The sequence below is a fragment of the Pseudomonas sp. TH08 genome, from assembly GCF_016651275.1.
Lineage (GTDB): Bacteria > Pseudomonadota > Gammaproteobacteria > Pseudomonadales > Pseudomonadaceae > Aquipseudomonas.
Genome location: NZ_JAEKEE010000003.1, coordinates 803,005 through 825,093, shown reverse-complemented (window position 1 = coordinate 825,093; position 22,089 = coordinate 803,005). Strand labels below are relative to the sequence as shown.

Annotated in this window: 22 protein-coding genes; 12 read left to right on the top strand and 10 right to left on the bottom strand. The window is 58.7% G+C overall.

The window, feature by feature from the left end; all coding sequences use genetic code 11:
* Window positions 1–12 precede the first annotated feature (12 nt).
* A complete protein-coding gene (locus tag JFT91_RS17040; RefSeq protein WP_201233190.1) occupies window positions 13–1,314 on the bottom strand; it encodes an MFS transporter in 1,302 nt (433 codons plus the stop codon).
* 135 nt (window positions 1,315–1,449) lie between these two features.
* Here JFT91_RS17040 and JFT91_RS17035 point away from each other — a divergent pair, with 135 nt between their 5' ends.
* Together JFT91_RS17035 and sthA are read left to right on the top strand one after the other, a co-directional pair.
* Window positions 1,450–2,436 carry an FAD:protein FMN transferase gene (locus tag JFT91_RS17035; RefSeq protein WP_201233240.1) on the top strand — a complete coding sequence of 329 codons (987 nt, stop codon included), beginning with the start codon at window positions 1,450–1,452 and terminating at the stop codon, window positions 2,434–2,436.
* Window positions 2,437–2,633: 197 nt separating this feature from the next.
* On the top strand, window positions 2,634–4,028 hold the full coding sequence (gene sthA / locus JFT91_RS17030) for a Si-specific NAD(P)(+) transhydrogenase (protein ID WP_007907752.1): 1,395 nt from the start codon (window positions 2,634–2,636) through the stop codon (window positions 4,026–4,028).
* A gap of 42 nt (window positions 4,029–4,070) precedes the next feature.
* On the opposite strand, the gene JFT91_RS17025 is transcribed toward sthA, so the two are convergent.
* Both JFT91_RS17025 and JFT91_RS17020 read right to left on the bottom strand, forming a co-directional pair.
* Entirely contained in the window at window positions 4,071–4,793 is a 723-nt protein-coding gene (locus tag JFT91_RS17025) for a glycerophosphodiester phosphodiesterase family protein (protein WP_201233188.1), read from the bottom strand.
* A gap of 13 nt (window positions 4,794–4,806) precedes the next feature.
* Entirely contained in the window at window positions 4,807–5,388 is a 582-nt protein-coding gene (locus JFT91_RS17020; RefSeq protein WP_201226599.1) for a PilZ domain-containing protein, read from the bottom strand.
* A gap of 94 nt (window positions 5,389–5,482) precedes the next feature.
* Between JFT91_RS17020 and JFT91_RS17015 the strand changes: the two genes are divergently transcribed.
* From JFT91_RS17015 to JFT91_RS17005, 3 genes are all read left to right on the top strand, one after another.
* A complete protein-coding gene (locus JFT91_RS17015) occupies window positions 5,483–6,733 on the top strand; it encodes a lipoprotein-releasing ABC transporter permease subunit (RefSeq protein WP_201233186.1) in 1,251 nt (416 codons plus the stop codon).
* A gap of 7 nt (window positions 6,734–6,740) precedes the next feature.
* Entirely contained in the window at window positions 6,741–7,424 is a 684-nt protein-coding gene (lolD, locus tag JFT91_RS17010) for a lipoprotein-releasing ABC transporter ATP-binding protein LolD (protein WP_201226597.1), read from the top strand.
* Window positions 7,425–7,487: 63 nt separating this feature from the next.
* Entirely contained in the window at window positions 7,488–8,732 is a 1,245-nt protein-coding gene (locus JFT91_RS17005; RefSeq protein ID WP_201226596.1) for a lipoprotein-releasing ABC transporter permease subunit, read from the top strand.
* Between the two features lie 119 nt (window positions 8,733–8,851).
* Here the strand turns inward: JFT91_RS17005 and JFT91_RS17000 are convergent, their stop codons facing one another.
* Window positions 8,852–10,201 carry a heavy metal sensor histidine kinase gene (locus JFT91_RS17000; RefSeq protein WP_201233184.1) on the bottom strand — a complete coding sequence of 450 codons (1,350 nt, stop codon included), beginning with the start codon at window positions 10,199–10,201 and terminating at the stop codon, window positions 8,852–8,854.
* A complete protein-coding gene (locus tag JFT91_RS16995; RefSeq protein ID WP_201233182.1) occupies window positions 10,201–10,881 on the bottom strand; it encodes a heavy metal response regulator transcription factor in 681 nt (226 codons plus the stop codon). The genes JFT91_RS17000 and JFT91_RS16995 overlap by 1 nt, the downstream gene beginning before the upstream one ends.
* Before the next feature lie 153 nt (window positions 10,882–11,034).
* Between JFT91_RS16995 and copI the strand changes: the two genes are divergently transcribed.
* Together copI and queF are read left to right on the top strand one after the other, a co-directional pair.
* Entirely contained in the window at window positions 11,035–11,568 is a 534-nt protein-coding gene (gene copI / locus JFT91_RS16990; protein WP_201233181.1) for a copper-resistant cuproprotein CopI, read from the top strand.
* 61 nt (window positions 11,569–11,629) lie between these two features.
* Entirely contained in the window at window positions 11,630–12,460 is an 831-nt protein-coding gene (gene queF, locus JFT91_RS16985; RefSeq protein ID WP_201233180.1) for an NADPH-dependent 7-cyano-7-deazaguanine reductase QueF, read from the top strand.
* Window positions 12,461–12,634: 174 nt separating this feature from the next.
* Here queF and JFT91_RS16980 read toward each other — a convergent pair whose 3' ends face one another.
* Window positions 12,635–12,898, bottom strand: coding sequence for a DUF4404 family protein (locus tag JFT91_RS16980; protein WP_201149674.1), 264 nt, complete (start codon window positions 12,896–12,898; stop codon window positions 12,635–12,637).
* A 108-nt stretch (window positions 12,899–13,006) separates the two neighbouring features.
* Complete coding sequence (gene pcrP, locus JFT91_RS16975) at window positions 13,007–13,627, bottom strand: HAD superfamily inactivated hydrolase PcrP (RefSeq protein ID WP_201233179.1); 621 nt, start codon at window positions 13,625–13,627, stop codon at window positions 13,007–13,009.
* 184 nt (window positions 13,628–13,811) lie between these two features.
* On the opposite strand from pcrP, the gene JFT91_RS16970 reads away from it, so the two are divergent.
* On the top strand, window positions 13,812–14,501 hold the full coding sequence (locus JFT91_RS16970) for an MlaA family lipoprotein (protein WP_201233178.1): 690 nt from the start codon (window positions 13,812–13,814) through the stop codon (window positions 14,499–14,501).
* Window positions 14,502–14,555: 54 nt separating this feature from the next.
* Here JFT91_RS16970 and JFT91_RS16965 read toward each other — a convergent pair whose 3' ends face one another.
* Complete coding sequence (locus JFT91_RS16965) at window positions 14,556–14,855, bottom strand: PilZ domain-containing protein (protein WP_201233177.1); 300 nt, start codon at window positions 14,853–14,855, stop codon at window positions 14,556–14,558.
* 275 nt (window positions 14,856–15,130) lie between these two features.
* Between JFT91_RS16965 and rssB the strand changes: the two genes are divergently transcribed.
* Window positions 15,131–16,312 carry a two-component system response regulator RssB gene (gene rssB / locus JFT91_RS16960; protein ID WP_201149668.1) on the top strand — a complete coding sequence of 394 codons (1,182 nt, stop codon included), beginning with the start codon at window positions 15,131–15,133 and terminating at the stop codon, window positions 16,310–16,312.
* A complete protein-coding gene (gene rssC, locus JFT91_RS16955) occupies window positions 16,312–16,794 on the top strand; it encodes an anti-sigma factor antagonist RssC (protein WP_042560140.1) in 483 nt (160 codons plus the stop codon). Before rssB ends, rssC begins: the two co-directional genes overlap by 1 nt.
* A gap of 194 nt (window positions 16,795–16,988) precedes the next feature.
* Here rssC and tal read toward each other — a convergent pair whose 3' ends face one another.
* Both tal and JFT91_RS16945 read right to left on the bottom strand, forming a co-directional pair.
* Complete coding sequence (gene tal / locus JFT91_RS16950) at window positions 16,989–17,915, bottom strand: transaldolase (RefSeq protein WP_201149666.1); 927 nt, start codon at window positions 17,913–17,915, stop codon at window positions 16,989–16,991.
* 203 nt (window positions 17,916–18,118) lie between these two features.
* Window positions 18,119–19,075, bottom strand: coding sequence for a cellulase family glycosylhydrolase (locus JFT91_RS16945; RefSeq protein WP_201204929.1), 957 nt, complete (start codon window positions 19,073–19,075; stop codon window positions 18,119–18,121).
* 293 nt (window positions 19,076–19,368) lie between these two features.
* Here JFT91_RS16945 and JFT91_RS16940 point away from each other — a divergent pair, with 293 nt between their 5' ends.
* Both JFT91_RS16940 and JFT91_RS16935 read left to right on the top strand, forming a co-directional pair.
* Window positions 19,369–19,809 carry a low molecular weight protein-tyrosine-phosphatase gene (locus JFT91_RS16940; protein WP_201204927.1) on the top strand — a complete coding sequence of 147 codons (441 nt, stop codon included), beginning with the start codon at window positions 19,369–19,371 and terminating at the stop codon, window positions 19,807–19,809.
* A 39-nt stretch (window positions 19,810–19,848) separates the two neighbouring features.
* Window positions 19,849–22,077, top strand: a complete 2,229-nt coding sequence (locus JFT91_RS16935) for a polysaccharide biosynthesis tyrosine autokinase (protein WP_201233176.1) — start codon at window positions 19,849–19,851, stop codon at window positions 22,075–22,077.
* Window positions 22,078–22,089: the final 12 nt, after the last annotated feature.

The following is a 22,089-nucleotide window of genomic DNA, read 5'->3' as shown; positions in this document are numbered from 1 at the left end:
CGTGATGGCGTCCTATCGGGCGCCGCCGGGCACGGCCGCCTGCGCCGTGCGCAGGGCATGCTTGTTGCCACGGAACAACACCAGCGTCGCAATCAACCCCAGCACCGCCGCACCGCTGAGCCAGATCCCCGGCGCAGCCTTGTTGTCCAGCACATGAATCAAATAAGTACACGCCGCCGGCGTAAAGCCGCCGAAAGTCGCCGTCGCCAGGCTGTAGGCCAGCGAGAAACCGGTGGTACGAACTTCTACCGGCATGATTTCGGTCAGCGCCACGACCATCGCACCGTTGTACGAGCCGTAGAGGAACGACAACCACAGTTCGACGATCAGCAGATGGCTGAAGCTCGGGTTCGCCACCAGCCACGACAGCGCCGGATAAGCCGTAAGAATTGCCAGAATCGTCGCCGCCAGCAGCAGGGGTTTTCGCCCGATCTTGTCGGAAACCGAGCCCATCACCGGCAACCAGAAGAAGTTCGACAGACCGATGCACACCGTCACCAGCAACGCGTCGAAGTCCGACAGGTGCAACTCGGCCTTGCCGAAGGTCGGCGTGTAGGCGGTGATCAGGTAGAACGACACGGTGGTCATCACTACCAATGCCATGCCGGCGATGACGATGCCAAAGTTCTGGCCGATCGAGCGGACGATTTCGCGCAGGGTAGGGCGGTGTTTACGCGCCTGGAACTCCGGCGTTTCTTCCAGTGAACGACGAATCACGAAGATCACCGGCACAATCATGCAGCCGATCAGGAACGGCACGCGCCAGCCCCAATCGCCCATTTGTTCCGGGCTCAGCCAGTGGTTGAGGCCGACGCCGAGCAGGCCGGCGAAGACCACGGCCGCCTGTTGGCTGGCGGACTGCCAACTGACGAAAAAGCCCTTGCGGCCCGGCGTGGCGATTTCCGCCAGATACACCGAGACACCGCCCAGTTCGACGCCCGCCGAGAAGCCTTGCAACAATCGGCCAAACAGCACGATCAGTGGCGCGGCAACGCCGAGTGTGGCGTATCCCGGAACGCAGGCAATCAGCACCGTACCGGCAGCCATCAAGGCCAGCGTGATGATCAGGCCCTGGCGACGACCGTGACGGTCGATGTAGGCACCGAGGAAAATCGCCCCCAGCGGACGCATCAGGAACCCGGCGCCGAAGGTCGCCAGCGAGAGCATCAGGGAAGCGAAGGCGCTGTCGGCCGGGAAGAAGGTCTTGGCGATGGCCGTGGCGTAGAAGCCGTAGACCATGAAGTCGAACATTTCGAGGAAGTTGCCGCTGACAACGCGAAAGATCGCTTTGCCTTTGCCCGTGGAAGTGGACATTTTTAGATACTCTTTATTGGATTTTAGAAGCGCGTTGCATCCGTTGGGAGCGAGCGGGCCCTTTGATTCATAATGGCTGGCGCGGTTTTGCGGGGAGATGAAGAATTGTTCATTGGACGATGGGGCGGGTTTGTGATGCTGGCTGGCGTATTGGCGGGTTGTGGCAATGGCGATTCGATCGAGAGTTTCGGTGGCCCTACCATGGGCAGCACGTATTCGATTAAGTACGTGCGTCATGCAGGTGGTCCCGATTCATCGCAAGTTCGCAGGGAAGTAGAAGGCATCCTCGCTGAAGTCGATCGGCAGCTGTCCACCTACCGCAATGATTCAGACATCGAACGCTTCAACGCTTTGCCCGCCAATAGCTGTCAGACGATGCCCGCATCGGTGCTCGAATTGATCCGCGTCGGCGAACAACTGTCAGTGCAAAGCGACGGTTCCTACGACCTCACCGTCGAGCCGCTGATGAATCTCTGGGGTTTCGGCCCGCAAGGTCGTGAGGAGAAAGTCCCTGATGCCGCCGCTCTGGCCGAAGTGCTACAGCGGGTTGGGTATCGGCATCTGCACATCAATGGCGAGCAGTTGTGCAAGGACGCAGCTGTCGAAGTCGATTTCAACAGCATCGCCGCAGGTTATGCCGTCGACACCATCGCGGCCCGGCTCGACGCCATGGGTATCGACGATTACCTCGCCGAAGCCACCGGCGAACTCAAGGCCAAGGGCAAAAAGCTCGATGGCTCACCCTGGCGAATCGCTCTGGAAGAACCGCGTGACGATCAGCAGGTCGCCGAGCGCATCATCAACGTCGACGGCTATGGCGTCTCCACCTCCGGCGACTATCGCAACTATTTCCTGCAGGATGGTCGGCGCTATTCCCACACGTTCGATGCGCGTAGCGGTGCGCCAGTCCTACACAACCTGGCGTCAGTCACGGTGATTCATCCTTCAGCGTTGATGGCCGATGGACTATCGACGCTGTTGCTTATTCTTGGTCCCGAAAAGGCGTGGGACTATGCCGAAAAACATGACATAGGTGCATTCTTTGTCATTCGTGCCGATGCAGGTTTCGTCATCCGCACCAGCAAGGCTTTCGAGCGGCTCAGTGGCGCAAAAACTGACTGAGGGCAATACGAAAGCTGGCGTTGTAGTGCAGGCAAAAGTAGCCTACGACGCGACCAAGGGTTAATGTGCGCGGCGTTGACGCTTCTATAGACTGTGTCCGGGTTCTTGATTGACCCCCAATTGTTCCTTCGCGCCGCCGTTCGGCGTGATTTAGCCGCAGGTGCCGCTGGCACCGCGGCCTGTTCTGAGGAGTACGCATGGCTGTCTACAACTACGACGTGGTGGTGCTGGGTTCCGGCCCGGCGGGAGAAGGCGCGGCAATGAACGCCGCCAAAGCAGGGCGCAAGGTCGCGATGGTCGACAGCCGTCGCCAGGTCGGCGGCAACTGCACCCACCTCGGTACCATCCCGTCCAAGGCACTGCGTCACTCGGTGCGGCAGATCATGCAGTTCAACACTAACCCCATGTTTCGGGCGATTGGCGAGCCGCGCTGGTTCTCCTTCCCGGACGTGTTGAAAAGCGCTGAGAAGGTCATTTCCAAACAAGTCGCTTCGCGCACCGGCTACTACGCCCGTAACCGCGTCGACGTGTTCTTCGGCACCGGCAGCTTCGCCGATGAACAAACCATCGAAGTCGTCTGCGCCAACGGCGTGGTCGAAAAACTGGTGGCCAAGCACATCATCATTGCCACCGGTTCGCGTCCATATCGCCCGGCCGACATCGATTTCCACCACCCGCGTATCTACGATAGCGACACCATCCTCAGCCTCGGCCACACCCCGCGCAAACTGATCGTTTACGGCGCTGGCGTGATCGGCTGTGAATACGCTTCGATCTTCAGTGGTCTTGGTGTACTGGTTGAGCTGGTGGACAACCGTGGTCAGTTGCTGAGCTTCCTCGACTCGGAAATATCCCAGGCGCTGAGCTATCACTTCAGCAACAACAACATCACCGTGCGCCACAACGAAGATTACGACCGCGTTGAAGGCGTCGACAACGGCGTGATTCTGCACCTCAAGTCCGGCAAGAAAATCAAGGCCGACGCCTTGCTCTGGTGCAACGGCCGTACCGGTAACACCGACCAGCTGGGTCTGGAAAACATCGGCGTCAAGGTCAACAGCCGTGGCCAGATCGAAGTCGATGAGGCTTATCGCACCTGTGTACCGAACATCTACGGTGCCGGTGACGTGATCGGCTGGCCAAGCCTGGCCAGTGCCGCCCACGATCAGGGCCGTTCGGCCGCTGGCAGCATCGTCGATAACAACAGCTGGCGCTTTGTGAATGACGTGCCGACCGGCATCTACACCATTCCGGAGATCAGCTCGATCGGCAAGAACGAGCAGGAGCTGACCCAGGCCAAAGTGCCGTACGAAGTCGGCAAGGCCTTCTTCAAGAGCATGGCGCGTGCGCAGATCGCCGGCGAGCCGCAAGGCATGCTGAAGATCCTGTTCCATCGTGAAACCCTGGAAGTGCTGGGCGTTCACTGCTTTGGTTATCAGGCGTCGGAGATCGTGCACATCGGTCAGGCGATCATGAGCCAGCCGGGCGAATTGAACACGTTGAAGTATTTCGTCAACACCACGTTCAACTACCCGACCATGGCCGAAGCCTATCGGGTAGCGGCTTACGACGGCCTCAACCGGCTTTTTTGACGGGCTCCGGCCGGTGGCCTGAGCCGGCCGGGGAGACCGATTTCAGCAATTCTCGAGCGTGGCAGTGGCCAAACCGGGAAAGTCTGTAATCAGGCTGTCAACGCCGAAGTCGGCGAGTCTGCGCATCAGCGCAGGCTCGTTGACGGTCCACACCGACACATGCAGCCCCTGACGCTGCGCCTTCTGCAGGCGTTCCGGCGTACACAGCGTCCAGTTCAGCGCAAGAATCTCACAGCCATAACTCTGGGCGACCTTCAACGGGTCGAGCCAGGCGTATTCGGCTACCAGTCCGCGTGACACGTCCGGCACCAGATCCAGCGTTGCTTTCAATACTTCCCGCGAACTCGAGGTGATTGTGACCTTGTCCAGCAGGCCATGACGCTGAGCCATCTCCCGAATGGCCAGCACAGTGGTTGCCGCGCGGGTGCGTGAAGCGCTTTTGACTTCAAGCTGCCAGTGCTCGAAATCGCACTTCTCGAACAACTCTTCCAACGTTGGAATCGGGCATGGCTTGATCCAGCCCGGGCCGCCCTTGCGTGCGTCGTAGGTCACCAGATCCGCCGCAGTGTGTTCGACGACCTTGCCGCGCCGTTCGGTGGTGCGCTTGAGGGTCGGGTCGTGGATGACCATCAACTCACCGTCCTTGGACAAGTGCAGATCCAGTTCGCAACGGCGCACGCCGTGCTTGAGACATTCCTGAAAGCTGGTCAGGGTATTTTCCGGTGCTTCGCCCTTGGCGCCGCGGTGGCCGTAGATGAGGGTCACGGTGCTTCCTTATTTAAATGCCAGATTCGTTCTGTTCGCGGGCCAGACGTCGCTCCTGGGCCTGCTTCTGCAAGATATAGCGGGCAAGCAACTGGCGTTGGGCATCGGTCAAGTGTTCGAACTCGGTGCCGACGTCATAACCCTCGCCCTTGGGGTCGCAATGGGTGACGCGGGCGCGTAGCAACAGGCCCAGCGCCTGCGGCATCAGCACCAGTTTGATCGACAGGTGTGCGCCGGTAGCGATCGGTGTCGGGTGCTGAAAGTCGATCCCGCCCTCAGAGATGATCACCGGCTGTGGCTCGCCAATTTGGCCCAGCACGGTCAGGGCGACCACCTGACTGAGCAGGTCGATACGTTTGTTCTGGGATTTCAGGAACGCGGCGATGGCCCGGTCGCGCTCGCTGATCTGGCGCAACAGGTGTTGCGACTCGAATTCGCTGAGGTGCAGTTCGCTGAGCAGGTTGAACAGTGGGGAAGCATCCTGCAACACTTCCTGGCCTGCGGCTTCGGGAGCGGACAGGGGCCGAATTTCCAGTGCGATCGTGTCCTCGATACGGTAGTATTCGCGGCGATCTTCTTCATCTAATGTCGACATGGCGAACCCATGGTAGCGGCGGTGGTCTGAGTGTAAAGCTGGTTATCGACCCCCGCCACAAGGACGTTCCTTTTCCCTCCGAACAAGCCCCGACATGTTCAGACCTCTCTTCGTATTTATCGGCACGCGTTATACCCGTGCAAAGCGTCGCAATCATTTTGTGTCATTCATTTCCCTGACTTCGATGATCGGGCTCGCCCTTGGCGTGGTCGTGATGATCGTTGTGCTCTCGGTGATGAACGGCTTCGATCATGAGATGCGCACCCGCGTGCTGGGCATGGTGCCCCACGCGACCATTGAATCCACCGAACCGATCAACGATTGGCAAAGCCTGGCGACCAAGGTCAAGCAGAACCCGCAGGTGACGGCCGTTGCGCCGTTCACCCAGATGCAGGGCCTGCTGACCAATAAAGGTCAGGTGTCCAAAGTGTTGCTCAATGCCATCGACCCCGCGCTCGAGCGCAATGTGTCGATCATCGACAACTTCATGAAGCAGGGCAAACTCGACGATTTGACGCCGGGCAGCTTCGGCATCGTCATCGGCGACAAGGCTGCGACCAAGCTCGGCGTGGGCATTGGTGACAAGGTCACCTTCGTCGCACCGGAAGTCAGCGTGACCCCGGCCGGGATGTTCCCGCGCATGAAGCGCTTCACCGTGGTCGGCATTTTCCATGTTGGCGCCGGTGAGCTCGATGGCTACCTGGGCGTCACCAACCTGCAGGATCTGGCAAAAATGCACCGCTGGAAACCTGATCAGGTGCAGGGCATCCGCCTGAAGTTCGACGACCTGTTCCAGGCGCCGCGTGTAGCGTGGAACATCGCCCAGCAACTCGGCGAGGATCATTACTACGCCCGCGACTGGACCCGTACCCACGGCAATCTGTACCAGGCGATCCGCATGGAAAAAGCCATGATCGGGTTACTGTTGCTGCTGATCGTCGCCGTTGCCGCGTTCAACATCATTTCCACACTGGTGATGGTGGTGAACGACAAGAAGGGCGACATCGCCATTCTGCGCACATTGGGCGCGACGCCGGGCACGATCATGCGCACGTTCATGGTGCAAGGCACGGTGATCGGCGTGGTCGGCACAGCGATCGGCGCGGTGGTGGGGATTTTCGCCGCGCTTAACGTCAGCGCCGCGATCTCCGCCCTCGAAGGGCTGATCGGCCACAAATTCCTTAATGCTGACGTGTATTTCATTGATTATCTTCCCTCGCAAGTGCAGAGCCAGGACGTTGTCATGGTCTGCGCCGCTGCGTTGGTTCTGAGTTTCCTCGCCACCCTGTACCCAGCCTGGCGTGCCGCGCGCACCCAGCCGGCGGAGGCGCTACGTTATGAGTGAGTCGGGCATGAGTGAAAAAGCAATCTTGAGCTGCCGCAACCTGGGCAAATCCTACGAGGAAGGCCCGGAGTCGGTAGAAGTGCTGGCCGGTCTGCAACTGGAGTTGAATCCGGGTGAGCGTGTGGCGATTGTCGGCACCTCGGGTTCGGGCAAAAGTACCTTGCTCAACCTGCTGGGCGGCCTCGACACGCCAACGACGGGCAGTGTCTGGCTCGACGGTGAGGAATTGTCCGCGTTGAGCGAGAAAAAGCGTGGCCTGCTGCGTAACCGCGCGCTGGGCTTCGTTTACCAGTTCCACCACTTGCTGCCGGAATTCACTGCGCTGGAGAACGTCTGCATGCCGCTGTTGATCGGCAAGACGCCAATCCCGGAGGCCCGTCAGCGCGCCACGGCATTGCTGGAGCGGGTGGGCCTGGGCCATCGTCTGGAGCACAAGCCGGCGGAATTGTCCGGTGGTGAACGTCAACGTGTGGCCATCGCCCGCGCCTTGGTTAACAAACCGGGCCTGGTGATGCTCGACGAGCCGACCGGCAACCTCGACTCGCACACTGCCCAGGGCATTCAGGACTTGATGCTGGAACTCAGCACTTCGATGCGCACCGCGTTTCTGGTGGTGACCCACGACATGAACCTGGCCCGTCAGATGGATCGCGTCCTGCATTTGCAGGAAGGTCGCTTGACCCCTATCTGATTGGTCGAAACCCGACGCCTGAAAAGGCTTCGGGTCTTTTATTTTTATACGGTGCCCCAGCGAATGTTCAGACCGTTATCGATCTTTATCGGCGCGCGCTATACCCGAGCCAAGCGCCGCAATCGCTTTGTTTCGTTCATTTCGATGACCTCGATGATCGGCCTCGCCCTTGGCGTGCTGGCGATGATCGTGGTGTTGTCGGTGATGAACGGCTTCCAGCGCGAAATGAGCTCGCGCATCCTCGGCATGGTGCCCCACGCGACCATCGTTGGCGTCAAGCCGATTGATGACTGGCAGCCAGTGGCCGCCGCCGCGATGAAAAATCCCGAAGTGACGGCTGCCGTGCCCTTCACCGAGATGGAAGGCATGCTCTCCTACAAGGGCTTGATGCAGCCCATCCAGATCAGCGGCGTCGATCCGGCACAGGAAGGCAAAGTCTCGATCGTTGCTCAGCACATCGTGCAGGGTCGTCTCGACGACTTGAAACCGGGTGAGTTCGGCGTGGTGATCGGTGAAATCACCGCACGGCGTTTCCGCCTGAATGTCGGCGACAAGATCACCCTGATTGTGCCGGAAGTCAGCACCGCACCGGGTGGCATTACCCCGCGCATGCAGCGCTTGAACGTGGTTGGCGTGTTCAAGGTTGGCGCAGAGCTGGACGGCTCGATGGGCCTGATCCACGTTGCCGATGCCGCGACCATGCAGCACTGGGAACCGAATCAGGTGCAAAGCGTGCGTCTGGCCGTCAAAGACTTGTACGCTGCGCCGAAAGTCTCTTCGGACATCGCCAGCGGCCTCGGTGCCGACTTCAAGGCTGACGACTGGACCCATACTCAGGGCAGCCTGTTCAGCGCAATGAAGATGGAAAAAACCATGATCGGCCTGTTGTTGCTGATGATCGTCGCGGTGGCGGCGTTCAACATCATCGCAACGCTGATCATGGTGGTGAACGACAAAGGCGCGGACATCGCCATCCTGCGCACCATCGGCGCCACGCCACGGCAGATCATGGCGATTTTCATGGTGCAGGGCACGGTGATCGGAATTGTCGGCACTATCATCGGCGGCGTGCTGGGCGTGATCGCCGCGCTGAATGTCAGTGAGATGGTCGGCTGGGTCGAGCGCGTGACCGGGCAACACATTTTCAGTTCGGACGTGTATTTCGTCAGCAATCTGCCATCGGAATTGCAGGCCGGGGATGTGTTGTTGATCTGCTCGGCGGGTTTCATTCTGAGCTTTTTGGCGACGGTGTATCCGGCGTGGCGAGCGGCGAAGATCGAACCGGCTCACGCCCTGAGATATTCGTAAGCTCCAGCCCCGCCCCTGTGGGAGCTGTCGAGTGAAACGAGGCTGCGATCTTTTGATCTTGCTTCTGGCTGTCAAAAAACAGAGTCAAAAGATCGCAGCCTGCGGCAGTTCCTACAGTTTCAATCTCCCTTGGGCAACTCAATCACAAACCGCGTCCAACCCGCTTCTGATTCGCAATGAATCTGCCCACCATGGGCGCGGACGATTGACTGAGTGATCGCCAACCCCAATCCCGCATGCTCACTGCTACCTTCCTGTCGCGCCGGATCCGCCCGATAAAACCGGTCGAACAGTCGTGGCAACAACTCCGCAGAAACTCCCTCGCCGCTGTTCTCGACTGAAACGCGCACAGCGCTCGGTTGATTAACGATCCGCAAGCTCACGTAACCCTCAGCCGGGGTAAACCGCAACGCGTTATCCAGCAGGTTCGACAAGGCGCGGCGCAACATATTGCGGTCACCTTCGATTCGCGCATTGCCTTCACGCGTCAGCGTGACCCCGGCGTCCTCCGCCAGCGGCGCGAAAAATTCCAGCAACACATCCGTTTCATCCGCCAGCTCCAGCGGTTGGCGCTTGGGCATCAACAAACCGTGGTCAGCCTTGGCCAGATACAACATGTCGTTGACCAGTTGCGCCATCCATTGCAGTTCTTCGAGGTTGCTGTGCAGCGCTTCGCGGTAATCCTCGATCGGCCGTGGGCGGGTGAGGGTGACCTGAGTGTGGGTCAGCAGGTTCGACAGCGGCGTGCGCAGTTCATGGGCGATGTCGGCCGAAAACGCCGAAAGCCGCTGAAAAGAGTCGTCGAGGCGGGCGAGCATGGCGTTGAAGCTGTGGGCCATTTCCGCAAGTTCAGGTGGAATTTGCGCTTCCGGCAGTCGGGCGTTGAGCGAATGTGCGGAAATCCCACGGGCCACCGCGCTCATGCGCCGCAAGGGCCGCAATCCACTGCGTGCGGCCCAGGCTCCGAGTAATGCGGTGGCCAGCGCTGAAAGGCCGACGGTCAGCCAGATCAGATGCTGCATGCGTTGCAGAAAGTGCTGGTGATGGGTGATGTCGAGCAACAACGTCAAGTTCGGCGAGTCGGTTTTATCCGGGTAGAGCGGGGCGTTGAGCACGCGGTATTCGGTGCCATCGTTGCTGATGGTCGCGAGGCCGGGTTGTTGCGGCAAGTTCGCAGGAATCTGAATGGAACTGTCATACCAACGCTGGCCGTCGCTCCCGGTGATGCGCAGCGACAGATCGGCCTGACGACTCAGTTCGTCGGCCAGTCTCGCGGCACTTTCACCGGGTTGCACATCCTGCAAGGCGCGGCGCAGGCCGATCAGTTTGCCGTCCAGTTGTTGCTGGTCGAGCTCGATGAAGTGCGCTTCGCTGGCGCGGTTGAACAAGATACCGGCGAACAGCGAAACCACAGCGGTGCAAGCAGCAAACAGCAGGGCCAGGCGTGAACTCAGGGACAAACGGCGCATCAGGCGCAACGCTCTTCAAGCACGTAACCCATGCCGCGCACGGTGTGGATCAGTTTATTGGGGAATTCGTCGTCGACTTTCAGACGCAAACGGCGGATCGCCACTTCGATGACATTGGTGTCGCTGTCGAAATTCATGTCCCAGACCTGCGATGCAATCAGCGATTTTGGTAGAACTTCACCCTGACGCCGCAAAAGCATCTCAAGCAGGGCGAACTCCTTGGCGGTCAGGTCGATGCGCTGGCCCGAGCGTTCGACGCGGCGGCGCATCAGGTCCAGACGCAGATCAGCCAGTTGCAGGCTGGTTTCCTGAGGCAAGGCGCTACCGCGACGTAACAGGCTGCGCACTCGTGCCAGCAACTCAGAGAAGGCGAACGGTTTGACCAGGTAATCGTCGGCACCGAGTTCGAGGCCATGAACCCTGTCTTCCACAGCGTCTTTGGCTGTGAGAAAAAGTACCGGCGTATCCAGCCCGGCGCTGCGTACCGCGTGCAGAATCTGCCAGCCATTACGCCCCGGCAGCATCACGTCGAGGATCAACAGCGCGTATTCACCGCTCAACGCCAGTTGCTGGCCGCTGTTGCCATCAGCCACCAGCTCAGTATTGAACCCGGCCTCCGTCAGGCCCTGGCGCAGGTATTGACCGGTTTTCGCTTGGTCTTCGACGATCAACAGTTTCATGGGGGACTCGGTTGCAGGAATGAAAGCTTTATACCGTGAGAGCCGGCGCCAAGCGCCAAACTGACAAAGTTGTAATCTGCCTGTCAGGTGGATGCCAGCACGGGCCGGCTAAAGTTTCCCACAGGCTGAACCTTATCTTGTTGGAGTACGACCATGTTTTTGCGCACATCCCTGGCTTTGACCGCATGTCTGTTGGCGTTGAGTGCGCCAGTGTCAGCCGCGCCAGCGCACACCTATGACTTCGGCCAGCCAGCGCCGGCTGCCAAGGCCACGCGCAGTATTGAAGTGGTGATGGGCGATATGTCGTTCGACCCGAAGGCGATTCAGATCAAGGCCGGTGAGACGATTCGCTTTGTGTTGGTGAATAAAGGTCAGTTGCTGCACGAATTCAACCTTGGCGACGCAGCGATGCATGCCAAACATCAGCAGGAAATGTTGCAAATGCAGCAGAGCGGCATGCTTACGCCTACTGGCGTGAAGGAAATACCTCACGATATGGCGGGCATGGATCACGGCGCGATGGGCCATGGGATGAAGCATGACGACCCGAACAGCGTGCTGGTCGAACCGGGCAAAACCGCCGAGTTGACCTGGACCTTCAGCAAGGCCACCAGTCTGGAGTTCGCCTGCAACATTCCCGGTCATTATCAGGCGGGCATGGTCGGCAAACTGACTGTCAGTCAGTAAGCACTCAAAGGCGCGGGCAAAGGCTGGTAGAATCCGCTGATTCTTCAGTCAGGTTTCCGCCATGCATCCCGCAGCCGAACATTCGCCGCTGGGCAAATCCAGCGAATACATCGCCACGTACACGCCGTCCTTGCTGTTCCCGATTCCGCGCACCGCGAAATGGGCCGAACTGGGCCTGACCGCCGAAACCCTGCCGTATAAAGGTGTGGATTTCTGGAACTGCTTCGAGCTGTCGTGGCTGCTGCCATCCGGCAAACCGGTGGTCGCCATCGGCGAATTCAGCATTCCGGCGGATTCGCCGAACATCATCGAGTCGAAGTCGTTCAAGCTGTACCTGAACTCGCTGAATCAGACGCCGTTTGCCGACATCGCCACGCTGGAAGCGACACTGGTCAAGGATCTGTCCGCCGCTGCCGGCAAACCGGTGGGCGTGCGGGTTCGCAGTCTCAAAGAGGTTGAGGCCGAAGGCGTCGTGGCGCTGCCGGGTGTGTGCATCGATGATCTGGATATCAGCGTCAGCGACTACGCGCACCCGCGTCCGGAACTGCTGCGTTGCGATGATTCGCGGATCGTCGAGGAGACGGTGTACAGCCATTTGCTGAAATCCAACTGCCCCGTCACCAGTCAGCCGGATTGGGGCACGGTGGTGGTGGAATATCGTGGTTCGGCACTGGATCATGCGAGCTTGCTGGAATACATCGTCAGCTTCCGCCAGCATTCGGACTTCCATGAGCAGTGTGTGGAGCGGATTTTCCTTGATCTGCAGCGGCTGCTGAAACCTGAGAAGCTCACGGTGTTTGCACGCTACGTGCGTCGCGGTGGTCTGGACATCAACCCGTATCGCAGCACCGAAAGCGTACAGCTGCCGAACCATCGGTTGGTGCGTCAGTAAAGCTCCCCCTGTAGGAGTGAGCCTGCTCGCGATAGCTGGCTGACATTCAAAATGGATGTCGCCTGATACACCGTTATCGCGAGCAGGCTCACTCCTACAAGGGAATGCATTGCCAAAGTTGAAATGAAAAAGCCCTGCCATCACTGGCAGGGCTTTTTCGTGGGACAGGGAATCTCAGATCCCCATGCTGCCCAGCGCATTGACGATATTGCGCAGGGTGCCGGCGATGGCCGGGTGTTCAAGTTCAAAGCGATCAACCGCCAGGTTCACGCCGTCGGCGATGCTCGCATCTTGCGTGGCGGTTTCCAGTTTTATTTCCGATTCAATCTGCGCCATCAACGCATGCAGATCCTCGCGCTCAACTTCCGACAGCGGTGGATTCTGATCCAGCTGCTCGCGCAGAGTATCGAGCTGTTTTTGCAGTTCTTGGGCGGGCATGGTGTTTTCCTTTTATCGAGAGGCACTGGCATTGACCGCAGCCGCGCGCCAAAGGTCTATGGCTGACCTTTAGATTAATCCACTCTCGTTCAACCTGCATGATCCCGATCAGGGCTTTTCGCCTTTGCAACGACGCAGGCTGATGTCCGCCAGGCAGGTGTCGAGCTCGCCCAGGTGATCGATCACCGAGTGCACGCCGAGGCCGAATAACTGCACGGTCGCCTTGCCGCGCCGCTGTTCGCGTTCTTTCTGCGTCAAGGCCTGCCATTCGGCCGGCGCCAGGCCGCACAGTGAACCGCATGAGGCCAGGCCAATGGTCCACAACCCGGCATTCAGGCCGGCTTGCAGCAGTCTCGGCTCACCGCTGACCAGTACGCAGCCGTCCAGACGATCGACGTTCAAGCCCATCAGCGCTTGCCAGCAGGCGTTGGGGGCGGGCCATGGATTGTTTGTTGCTGAATGTTGCGACGGTTTTACCCAAGTCGGCAAAGCAGCCGACAGCGGCAGGGCGAGGGCAGGGGGCAGTTCGTCAATCCAGGCGCAGGGAATCTGCTGGCGTTGCAGGCTGTGCAAACTGTCCAGCGCACCGGGAGTGGCTTCGGCGTGTTCAGGCAAGACGCTGGTGAGCTGTCGGGTGCGAGCGCCAAAATCCACCAGACAACCACTGAGTCCGAACAACACGGCAGTCAGGCTGGGCACAGCGAGGGGCAATATTTCGGCCTGTGACATGGAGACGTCCCTGAAATAGCGTCAAGGCTAGGGCTGGTCAGTGACAGTTGGATGACAGGCCTCGCAGGACGCGTCCTACAGGCACAATTCAGGTGGACTGCCCAAAAAGCCGTTTACGCTTATACTGTCGCCCTTGAACCGCGAGCTTCGTTGCCCGCGACAGTACAATTCCAAGGAGTTTTCTATGCGCTGGAGCAATCCGCTCGCTCAGCTTTGTGTATGTGCCGGCCTGTTGCTGGCTCCGTTTGCCACTCAGGCGGCAACGGAAGAAGACCCTTGGGAAAGCGTTAACCGCCCAATCTTCCAGTTCAACGATTTTGTCGACACTTACGCACTGAAGCCTTTGGCGCAGGGCTATGAATTCGTCACACCGCAATTCGTGGAAGACGGCATCCACAACATGTTCCGCAACGTCGGTGATGTTACCAACCTTGCCAACAACATCTTGCAGGCCAAACCGGCAGCAGCCGGCGTCGACACCGCGCGCCTGATCTTCAACACCACCTTCGGTCTGCTCGGCTTCTTCGACGTCGGCACCAAAATGGGCCTCAACCGCAGCGACGAAGACTTTGGCCAGACCCTCGGCTACTGGGGTGTCGGCAGCGGCCCGTACGTGATGCTGCCGCTGATGGGCCCAAGCACTTTGCGTGATGCGCCTTCCAAGTATGTCGACAGCTACACCGGTATGTACCGCTACATCAACGACGTGCCAGTGCGTAACTCGATCTTCGGCCTGAACATCGTCGACACCCGCGCCAGCCTGCTGTCGAGCGAGAAGCTGATCAGCGGCGACAAGTACACTTTCATCCGCAACGCTTACCTGCAGAACCGCGAGTTCAAGGTGAAGGATGGTCAGGTCGAAGACGATTTTTAATCTCGACCGGTAAAAACAGGAAGGCGACCTCAGGGTCGCCTTTTTTGTGAGTGACTATTTCATCTTCAGGATGGTCAGGCCAAGCCTTTGGCTATCGCCGTCCTTGGCCTTGACCCAGACTACTTCGGTCTCGGCTTCGAGGCCGCTGAGTGCTGCGTGTTCGGAATCGATGCGCACGCTCAGACGGTCGCCTACTGTGAATTGCCGGGGGGCTTCGACCTGCATGCCGCTGCTGGAGAGGTCGATGCAGACGGCAGAAACCTGATCGCCTTCATGAATCAGCACGACGTCGGCATCGACCCGCATACGGATGAAATCGCGCTTTTCGCTGTAGTCCCGACCGGTTTGACTCATGGCTTCAACCTTCCATTGGGTTACGGTTTGAGCTGTTCTTATAACTCTCGGTGATTTGACAAGTAAAGTCGTCAAGCGACCATCGGCGCATGCTTGAAACGCCCCGCGGATGGGAGTACCGTCTGCGCCTTAGAAGGGCACCTCTGGTGCACTCGCGTTCGGAGCCATTGATCGAAAGCGGTGCAGCAGAGAGGCTAGAAAGCGAATCCAGTAGTCTGCGCCGGGCCTAATGCCTCGCCAACTACGCCAACCTAATTCTGGCGCCGTTTGCCCACATGCCAAAAACCAGTGCCACGCTGCTGATAATCGATGATGACGAAGTAGTGCGCGCGAGCCTCGCGGCCTATTTGGAAGACAGTGGTTTCAGCGTCCTGCAGGCCAGCAATGGCCAACAGGGTCTTCAGGTATTCGAGCAAGACAAGCCCGACTTGGTCATCTGCGATCTGCGTATGCCGCAGATGGGCGGTCTCGAACTTATCCGTCAGGTCACCGAGCTGTCGCCGCAAACACCGGTGATCGTCGTTTCGGGTGCCGGTGTGATGAACGACGCGGTCGAGGCCCTGCGCCTGGGCGCGGCGGACTACCTGATCAAGCCTCTCGAAGATCTGGCCGTGCTCGAGCACTCTGTGCGTCGGGCCCTGGATCGTGCGCGCCTGCTGCTGGAAAACCAGCGCTACCGCGAGAAGCTGGAAAAGGCTAACCGCGAGCTCGCGGCCAGCCTGAACCTGCTCCAGGAAGACCAGAACGCCGGTCGCCAGGTGCAGATGAACATGCTGCCGGAAAGTCCGTGGAGCATTGACGAGTTCAAGTTTGCTCACCAGATCATCCCGTCGCTGTACCTGTCGGGTGATTTTGTCGACTATTTTCGTGTCGACGAGCGCCGGGTTGCGTTCTACCTGGCGGATGTATCCGGTCATGGCGCGTCTTCAGCCTTTGTTACCGTGTTGCTGAAATTCATGACCACGCGCCTGTTGTTCGAATCCAAGCGCAACGGCACATTGCCGGAATTCAAGCCTTCGGAAGTCCTTGGTCATATCAACCGGGGGCTGATCAGTTGTAAGCTGGGTAAACACGTCACAATGGTCGGTGGAGTCATCGACGAGGAGACCGGTTTGTTGACCTATAGCATCGGCGGCCATCTGCCGTTGCCTGTGTTGTATACGCCTGACAGTGTTCGTTATCTGGAAGGACGTGGTCTGCCGGTGGGGCTCTTCAATGAAGCTACCTACGAAGACCACGTGCTTGAGCTGCCGCCGACGTTCAGCCTGACGCTGATGTCGGATGGCATTCTGGACCTTTTGCCAGAACCCACGCTCAAAGAAAAAGAAGCTGCTTTGCCCCAGCGGGTGAAGTCAGCGGGCGGCAGCCTGGATGGTCTGCGGCAAGTGTTTGGATTGGCCACGCTAGGGGAGATGCCGGATGATATCGCCCTGTTGGTGTTGAGCAGGAATCTTTAATGAGTACCGGTAGAATCCAGTTCGCCGAGCAGGATGGCACCTTCGTGCTGAAGTTCGTCGGTGAAGTTCGCCTGACCCTGTGTTCGGCGTTGGATGCGACTATTGAGAAAATCTTCACCGCGTTGAATTTCAACGCGATCGTGATCGATTTGACCGAAACCCGCAGCATCGACAGCACGACATTGGGCCTGTTGGCCAAGTTGTCGATCCTGTCGCGGCAGAAGGTCGGCCTGCTGCCGACCGTCGTCACCACCCACGATGACATCACCCGTCTGTTGCAATCGATGGGTTTCGAGCAGGTGTTCAATATCGTCAACCACCCCGTGCCTTGCCCGGAGTGCCTGGACGACCTGCCGGATCAGGATCAGTCGGAAGAGGTTGTGCGAATCAAGGTGCTTGAAGCGCACAAGATCCTCATGGGCCTGAACGACTCCAATCGTGAAGCGTTTCATGATCTGGTCAATGCCCTCGAAAGACATTGATCTAATGAAGTGATGGTGTCTGGCCTGGCCTCTTCGCGAGCAGGCTCGCTCCCACACTGATGCGGCGTCGATCATGGATCCCTTGTGTGAGCGAGCCTGCTCGCGAAAGCGGCCGCAAGATCACCAAGAATTTCCCAGCCACAAAAAAGGGCGAACCCACCAGGTTCGCCCTTTTTGCATGTCGCTAACTCAAATCACAGCTTGGCTTGCAGCAATGCCTCAAGCTTCTCCTGGTCGCGAGCAAACTGACGGATGCCCTCTGCCAGTTTCTCGGTAGCCATGGCGTCTTCGTTCGACAACCAGCGGAATTGCGCTTCGTTGAGGTTCAGACGCGCTTCACCGGCATGCCCTGGCGCCAGTTTGCGCTCAAGCTTGCCAGTATCGGCCGCCAGCTTGTCGATCAGGTCGGGGCTGATGGTCAGGCGGTCGCAGCCGGCCAGTTGCTCGATCTGGTTGAGGTTGCGGAAGCTCGCGCCCATGACCACGGTCTTGTAGTCATTGGCCTTGTAGTAGTTGTAGATGCGTGTCACCGACTGCACGCCCGGATCATCAGCGCCGGTGTAGTCGTTGCCGTTGGCTTTCTTGTACCAGTCGTAGATGCGGCCCACGAACGGCGAAATCAGGAACACGCCGGCATCGGCGCAGGCGGCGGCCTGGGCGAAGGAGAACAGCAAGGTCAGGTTGGTCTGAATGCCTTCCTTTTCCAGCACTTCAGCAGCGCGAATACCTTCCCAGGTCGAAGCGATCTTGATCAGTACGCGGTCGCGGCCAATGCCGGCCTTGTCGTACAGCTCGATCAGGCGATGCGCTCGCTTGAGTACGGCGTCCTTGTCGAACGACAGGCGCGCATCCACTTCAGTGGAGATACGGCCCGGAATCACTTTGAGAATTTCCTGACCTACCGCAACGCCGAAACGGTCGCTGGCCAGGCCGACATCGCCCTTGCAGTCGCTGACACAGGCGTTCAGCAGCTCGGCGTACGCCGGAATGGCCGCCGCTTTGAGCAGCAGGGAAGGGTTGGTGGTGGCGTCGACCGGTTTGACCCGGGAGATCGCTTCGAAGTCGCCGGTGTCGGCCACAACGGTGGTGAACTGTTTGAGTTGTTCCAGCTTGGAAGTCATGGGCGTGCTCTATCCTATGGGTCTGATGACATTACCCGAGCGCTGACAGCCACTCAAGGGTACATACGTGTATCGATGGCCCCTGTGGCAACAACCTGAGAACGATTGTTTGAAAGGTGGGGGCGCGCTATCGGTAAATACGATGCCAAAACCGCCAACAGGTTCAAAGCAACCGACCTGCGTACAGACCGGTTGCGCGGGGACTATTCGGCGTTCAACAGGGCTTCGACCGACAGGCGTGCCGGTTTCGGCTGGCCGTCAGAGGTCAGCAGGCCGAAGTTCTTCTCGCGATCATTACTGCCCGTATCACTGTTTTTCCATTCATAGATGGAGGTCAGCGGGATCTTGAGTTTTTTAACATCGCCGATAAACGCGTCGATCTTGCTCGCTTGCCCTTCAGCGCCGCCGTTGGACGCGAGCGCCGAGATACCCCATTCACTGATCACCCCCGGCAGATGAAAGTTTTGCTGAATGAAGTTCTGCGCATTACTGATCTGCGTGGCCGTCATGCCATACGGGTGATAGGAAACGGCGTTCAGGCATTTGGGGTATTCGCTGACGATGCGGCTCAGCGCCACGGTGGACGCTGAACCAGCGCTGGGTGGACGGGCGAAGCCGTAACCGATCACCGGGGTCGATTGCGGTTGCTCCTGCAGCGTCTTGCATACGCCGCTCATGAACGGCACAAACGTCGTGTCGAAATTACGCGTCGGCCAGTACGTTTCCAGGTCGGGCTCATTCCATAGCTCGATCGCTACCAGTTGCTCGCTGTACGACTGCTGCAGCCCTGTCACGGCTTTAGCGAAGCCTTCCCCGGCGGTGGCCAGCTCGGCGCTTGAGGTTGCGGGCAACGGTTTGATCGCACGGACCGTCAGCAAGACCGGCAGGCCCGCAGACTGGGCCGCTGCAAACGCATCGCTGACCTGTTTCTGATAAGCCTTGGCACTCAGGCTGTCACTCCACACGCCGAAGCGTACAAAACCGAAGCCTGCCGATTTGATTTGCGCGGCGTCAGCGGCAGAGAAGTTCTGAATCTTCACCTGAACGCCGATGTTCTTGGCCGGAAGGTTGGGAAACGTTTCGCTGGCGTGCACCTGAGTCGTTGTACCCAGCACCATCAGCGCCAGCGCGCCGAGTTTTTTGAGATGGACTGATTTCATGTCTGCTCTCCCGAAGAGAAGTGACAACTACGAACAAATATCTCGTTACCCAAGTTTCGATAGGGATGATGGCACTTAGTGCACGAATGTTATTTTTTGTCGGAAATCAAACAGCTGAAAATCACAGTTATTTTTAGTCCGCTAATTGTGGTTGGGGGGCTTTTAAACGCTGTGGTACTTAATGCTCCGGTACTAACAGGGCGAATCTATTTCTGAGTGCAGGAAGATCTTGAGGGTTCATTCAAATGCCCTCGGGATGTTGGCCGTTTGACATGACAGAGGAAAGTAAAACCTTGTTCAGAAAGATCCTTGTTGTTTGCGTGGGCAATATATGCCGAAGTCCGACGGCAGAACTGTTGTTGCGTAATGCGCTGGGTGCCTCGGCAATCACGGTGTCCTCTGCGGGCCTGTCGGCCAGAGTCGGCGAGGGCGTCGAGGCTTCGGCCCGCGAAGTTCTCGAAAACCACGGACACTGCGCCGAAGCGTTCCAGGCGCGGCAACTGACCTCGGACATCATCAATGACTCGGACTTGATTCTGGTCATGGAAAAACAGCATGTAAATCAAGTATTGAAGATTGCCTCTCACGCGAGGGGCAAAGTGTTTCTACTCGGCAAGTGGCAAAGCGAGCGCGAAATACAAGATCCGTATCGTCAAGGCAAGGCCGCTTTTATTCATGCCCATGCATTGATTGAAGATGCTGTCAGCTCATGGGCGCAACGCTTGGCGCGTTGATGAATATTCTTCAGATCAATGAATGGTAAGAACAGACTTATGCAGTTACCGTCCGTAATCGGCACCCGTGACAACGATCAAGACAGTATTGATCTGCTCGGTATATTTGGCAGTCTGATCGATCAGAAGTGGTTGATCGGCGCATTGACCGGGGCCTTTATGGTCACCGGTGTTGCCTATGCCGTTCTGGCGACGCCGGTGTACCTGGCGAACGCGCTGGTGCAGGTCGAACCGAAAAAGAACGACATGCTCGGGTTCTCCGACCTCAACAGCATGCTCGGCGGCCAATCGCCATCGGTGACCGAAATCGGCATCATCAAGTCCCGCGCCGTCATCGGTAAAACCGTTGACGACCTGCGCCTGGATATCGATGTCACGCCCAACACGTTCCCGGTCATCGGTGGCTTTCTCGCCCGGCGTTACCGCGGCGAAACCGATACCAGCGTCGCCGCGCCGCGCTTCGGCCTGAGCAGTTACGCCTGGGGCGGTGAGCGTCTGGAATTTTCCCGGCTCAATCTGCCCAAAGAACTGCTGGGCAAGAAACTCACCCTGATTGCGGGTGAACAGAAGCGCTTCCAGTTGCTCGATGACAACGACAACCTGCTGGTCGACGGCGTCGTCGGTGAAGCGTTCGCGCAGGACAGCGTAGAAGGGCAAATCACCCAGTTACTGGCTAACCCCGGCACCCGTTTCGAAGTGGTGCGCAATCCACGGATCGTGACCATTCAGGGGTATCAGGACGCGCTGGATATTTCCGAACAGGGCAAGGAGTCGGGGATCATTCGTCTGGCCCTGGCCAGCAGTGATGCTGCGGAAGCGGTGAAGATTCTCAACAAGATCGCGTCGCTGTACGTTGATCAGAACGTACGACGCACTTCAGCCGAAGCCGCACAGAGCCTGGCCTTCCTGCAAAGCCAATTGCCGCAGGTCAAGCGTGATCTGGCCAAGGCCAGCGATGCGCTCAACGCCTATCAGACCCACGGCAAGACCGTGAACATCTCGTTGGAAACGCAATCGGTGCTCGGCCAGTCCGTAGCGCTGGAAACGCGGATTTCCGAGCTGAAAATGCAGCAGGCGGAGATGGATCGCAAGTTCACCAAACAGCACCCGGCCTACCGCGCACTGATGAGCCAGCTCGGTGAACTGGTCCAGCAGCAGAAGTCGCTGGAAGGCAAGGTCGGTGATCTGCCCGCCACGCAACAGGAATTGCTCAACCTGACCCGCGACGTTGAAGTCGCCTCGCAGATCTACACGCAATTGCTGAACAAGTCCCAGGAACTCGACATCATCCGCGCCGGTGCGGTGGGCAACGTGCGCCTGATCGATACTGCGGACGTCGACCTGACCAGCCCGGTCAAACCGAAAAAAGCCTTGATCGTGCTGATCGCAACGCTGCTCGGCGCTTTCGTCGGCGTGGCGCTGGTGCTGCTGCGTAAATCCTTGAGTCGCGGCCTCGAAGGCCCCGAAGCCATCGAGCAACTGGGCTTGCCGGTGTACGCGTCGATCCCCTACAGCGCGTTGCAGCAGGAAGAGGACAGCAAAAAAGGTCGCGCCCGCGACGGCGTCGATAAACCGGCGTATCTGTTGGCGCTGCGCAACCCGACGGATTTGTCCATCGAGTCGATTCGCAGCCTGCGCACGTGCCTGCATTTCGCCGGGCTTGATTCGACCAACAACCGCATCATGATTTCCGGGCCGAGCCCGCAGGTCGGCAAGACCTTCGTGTCTTCCAACCTCGCTGCGGTGATGGCGCAAAGTGGTCAGCGCGTGGTGCTGATCGATGCCGACATGCGCAAAGGTCATCTGCACAAAACCCTCAACACGCCGATCACCAACGGTTTGTCCGATCTGCTGGTCAAGCGTTGCAGCATCGAACAGGCAATCAACCGCGTCGAAGTCGACAATTTGCACTTCATCAGCCGTGGTCAGGTGCCGCCCAACCCGTCCGAGTTGCTGATGCACGCCAACTTCCGCGAGCTGCTGGCGCAACTCAGCGAAATGTACGACCTGGTGATCATCGATACGCCGCCGCTGCTGGCCGTGACCGACGCAGCGATTGTTGGCCGTGAAGCCGGCATCAGCCTGATCGTCACGCGCTTCGGGGTGAACCCGGCCAAGGAGATCGAATTGACCATCCGCCGCTTCGCGCAGAACGGCATCGAGTTGAAAGGCGCAGTGTTCAACGGCGTCGAGAAGCGTGCCGCGAGCTATTACGGCAATGGCGGCTACGGCTATTACAACTACGAATACGCGTCCGACAAATCCTGACTGTCAGCGACT

Coding starts and splice junctions, on each gene's coding strand:
- JFT91_RS17040 (WP_201233190.1), bottom strand. CDS start 1,314: ATGTCCACTTCCACGGGCAAAGGCAAAGCGATCTTTCGCGTTGTCAGC.
- JFT91_RS17035 (WP_201233240.1), top strand. CDS start 1,450: ATGCTGGCTGGCGTATTGGCGGGTTGTGGCAATGGCGATTCGATCGAG.
- sthA (WP_007907752.1), top strand. CDS start 2,634: ATGGCTGTCTACAACTACGACGTGGTGGTGCTGGGTTCCGGCCCGGCG.
- JFT91_RS17020 (WP_201226599.1), bottom strand. CDS start 5,388: ATGTCGACATTAGATGAAGAAGATCGCCGCGAATACTACCGTATCGAG.
- JFT91_RS17015 (WP_201233186.1), top strand. CDS start 5,483: ATGTTCAGACCTCTCTTCGTATTTATCGGCACGCGTTATACCCGTGCA.
- lolD (WP_201226597.1), top strand. CDS start 6,741: ATGAGTGAAAAAGCAATCTTGAGCTGCCGCAACCTGGGCAAATCCTAC.
- JFT91_RS17005 (WP_201226596.1), top strand. CDS start 7,488: ATGTTCAGACCGTTATCGATCTTTATCGGCGCGCGCTATACCCGAGCC.
- JFT91_RS17000 (WP_201233184.1), bottom strand. CDS start 10,201: ATGCGCCGTTTGTCCCTGAGTTCACGCCTGGCCCTGCTGTTTGCTGCT.
- JFT91_RS16995 (WP_201233182.1), bottom strand. CDS start 10,881: ATGAAACTGTTGATCGTCGAAGACCAAGCGAAAACCGGTCAATACCTG.
- copI (WP_201233181.1), top strand. CDS start 11,035: ATGTTTTTGCGCACATCCCTGGCTTTGACCGCATGTCTGTTGGCGTTG.
- queF (WP_201233180.1), top strand. CDS start 11,630: ATGCATCCCGCAGCCGAACATTCGCCGCTGGGCAAATCCAGCGAATAC.
- JFT91_RS16980 (WP_201149674.1), bottom strand. CDS start 12,898: ATGCCCGCCCAAGAACTGCAAAAACAGCTCGATACTCTGCGCGAGCAG.
- pcrP (WP_201233179.1), bottom strand. CDS start 13,627: ATGTCACAGGCCGAAATATTGCCCCTCGCTGTGCCCAGCCTGACTGCC.
- JFT91_RS16970 (WP_201233178.1), top strand. CDS start 13,812: ATGCGCTGGAGCAATCCGCTCGCTCAGCTTTGTGTATGTGCCGGCCTG.
- JFT91_RS16965 (WP_201233177.1), bottom strand. CDS start 14,855: ATGAGTCAAACCGGTCGGGACTACAGCGAAAAGCGCGATTTCATCCGT.
- rssB (WP_201149668.1), top strand. CDS start 15,131: ATGCCAAAAACCAGTGCCACGCTGCTGATAATCGATGATGACGAAGTA.
- rssC (WP_042560140.1), top strand. CDS start 16,312: ATGAGTACCGGTAGAATCCAGTTCGCCGAGCAGGATGGCACCTTCGTG.
- tal (WP_201149666.1), bottom strand. CDS start 17,915: ATGACTTCCAAGCTGGAACAACTCAAACAGTTCACCACCGTTGTGGCC.
- JFT91_RS16945 (WP_201204929.1), bottom strand. CDS start 19,075: ATGAAATCAGTCCATCTCAAAAAACTCGGCGCGCTGGCGCTGATGGTG.
- JFT91_RS16935 (WP_201233176.1), top strand. CDS start 19,849: ATGCAGTTACCGTCCGTAATCGGCACCCGTGACAACGATCAAGACAGT.